Source organism: Dapis purpurea BLCC-M126, assembly GCF_050015975.1.
Classification (GTDB): Bacteria; Cyanobacteriota; Cyanobacteriia; order Cyanobacteriales; family Microcoleaceae; genus Trichodesmium.
The window spans coordinates 25,145-27,687 of sequence record NZ_JBNHER010000212.1; the positions used below are offsets into that span (position 1 = coordinate 25,145).

Consider the following 2,543-nt stretch of genomic DNA (forward strand, 5'->3'; position numbering starts at 1 on the left):
ACTTAGTAAAGTCAAAATTCAAAATTCTGATTTTTAAATTCCTACAACGGAAGTGTTTTTCCCACTGTTCCCTGTTCCCTATTCCCTATTCCCTACTATAATAAATCATGAAACGTCGAAATCTAATTAGTTACACTACTGCTGCTGCTACAAGTGCAGTTGCTTTACCTGCATTGAGTCAAACCCAACCCCAACAGATAAAATGGAGAATGGCAACGAGTTGGCCGAAATCTTTAGATACTTTGTTTGGTGGAGCGCAGAGGATTTGCGATCGCGTTGCTGCTGCGACTAATGGCAAATTTACTATTACTCCCTATCAAGCTGGTGAAATAGTCGGAGGGTTAGAAGTTTTAGATGCTGTACAACAGGGCACTATACAATGTGGTCATACCAGTAGTTTTTATTATAAAGGCAAAAATCCTACTCTTGTATTTGCAACTACTGTTCCATTCGGTTTGACTGGCCCACAACAGAATGCCTGGCTATATCATGGTGGAGGTCTAGAAGCCATGCAAAAAGTTTATGCTGATTTTAACATTATCAACTTCCCTGCGGGTGGCATAGGGGCACAAATGGGTGGTTGGTTTAGGCAGGAAATTAATAGTTTGGCTGACCTCAATGGTTTAAAGATGCGTATTCCTGGTTTGGGAGGTGATGTGATGACTAAATTGGGGGTAAATGTTCAGGTGTTACCTGGTGGGGAAGTTTATTTGGCTTTGGAAAGAGGTGCTATTGATGCTGCTGAATTTACAGGACCTTATGATGATGAGAAATTGGGTTTATATAAGGCAGCAAAATATTATTATTATCCTGGTTGGTGGGAACCTGGTCTGACTTTAGATGTATTAGTTAATTTGGATGCTTGGAATAAGTTACCAAAGGAATATCAGGAAATTTTTCAGACTGCTGCTTATGAAACTAATTTGAATATGTTGGCTCAATATGATGTTTTGAATAGTGAAGCGTTGCCAAGATTGATTGAAAAGGGTGTTCAGCTAAGAGCTTTTAGCCCAGAAATTATGGAAGCTGCTCAGAAGGCTGCTTTTGAGATTTATGAGGAAAATGCTGGTAAAAATGTGAGTTTTAAGGAAGTTTATCAACAGTGGAAAAAATTTCGAGAACAAGTTTTTAATTGGAATAAAGTTAATGAGTTAAGTTTTACTCAGTTTTCGTTTAATAACTCGCCAAAGTAAAGTCAAAAGTCGGTGTTGGTAAATCAATAGATGAAACTTTAAAAGTAATCTGTTTTTAATACCTCTAAATATTTAACCAAAGTAACTGGTGGGTATCACCCCTAGTAGAAAATCATCCCACCAATTACCAACGCCCAAAAGTCAAAAGTTAAAAGTAAGACTTGAGCATTTCACAAAATCTTCTTTATTATTAATTGATGGTTCTTTTACCCATTTTCCTTAGCTTGGTTGCAGGTATCTGCCTTGCTTCCTGTCTCCTCAGCTTTTTCATTGCGTCGAAGGGTTTAGACCGAGAGCTATATTTGGCCTTTGGTGGACTTGGTTTTGTCAATGCTATTTCAACACTCCTCGCCGCCATTGCCTATCAAATCTCTGAAACAGCTATACATCAACTCCTATTTAATGCAGTTTTCTCGATGCAAGTCCTATCAGGGGCTTGTTTGGTCTTATTTGTAGCAAATTATACTGATTTTAAGCCAATGAAACTCCCTTACTTAATTAGCATGGGGTATGTGATCAGCTTGGTTATTTTGTGGCAGGCTTTATTGTTCAACAATCCAGGAGCTAATAAAATCTTGGAGAGTGAACTGCCTTGGGGAGAAACGATTTCTATTATAGCTCAGACTGGTGAGAATTTACAAAACCCTATTTATCTACTAGATTTGATGCTCAACGGATTTAACTTATTTGCTTGTTATCGTCACTTTCGTCAAGGGCATCGCCAATCAGCTATATTTCTTGGCATTGGTTTAATCTTTTTCATCTTAGTCTATATCCACACCGTTCTAGTGGATATTGGTCTGTTGAAAACCTTTTATCTTCTAGAATTCAGTTATCTGCCGCTAGTTTTGATAATCAACGCCCAAATTGTTAGCCGAATTTTACAGTTGGGCATTGTTCAGCAAGCGCTAAAAACTAGCGAAAAACGCTGGCGGAGTTTAGTGGAAACTGTGAACTTAGTTATCATTTCCCGAGATCGCCAAGCTCAAACCCAGTACGTCAATCCTTATTTCAGTCAGTTAACCGGATTCCAACCTGAAGAAATTAAAGGATATAGCTGGTTTGAGTCCATGTCCCCTCCCGCAGATCGCATCCAGCAAACCAAGGATTTTTGGAGCCTTTACCAAGGCCACGATTCCTTAAAAACCCAGAGTCGCCTGATGACCAAAACAGGTGATATCCTTACGTTGGAGTGGTCTCACGTCCCCATTTACAATCGCGATGGAGCTATTGTCGAATTTGTAAGTATTGGCGCAGATATCACACAACGCCTGAAGGCAGAGGAAGAGCTAGCTATTTATAGAACCCATTTGGTATCTTTTCCGTCCAAGGTTATACTAAGTAGCGATC

At 39.2% G+C, this 2,543-nt stretch carries 2 protein-coding genes; both read left to right on the plus strand.

The genetic code is table 11. From position 1 onward, the window contains the following. The first annotated feature begins 107 nt into the window (after window positions 1-107). Window positions 108-1,193 (plus strand): TRAP transporter substrate-binding protein, encoded by a 1,086-nt coding sequence (locus ACP6PL_RS18650; protein ID WP_426546772.1) that lies wholly within the window; start codon window positions 108-110, stop codon window positions 1,191-1,193. A 302-nt stretch (window positions 1,194-1,495) separates the two neighbouring features. Beyond that, on the plus strand, window positions 1,496-2,543 hold a 1,048-nt coding region (locus ACP6PL_RS18655; protein WP_426546773.1), incomplete at its 3' end, for a PAS domain-containing protein.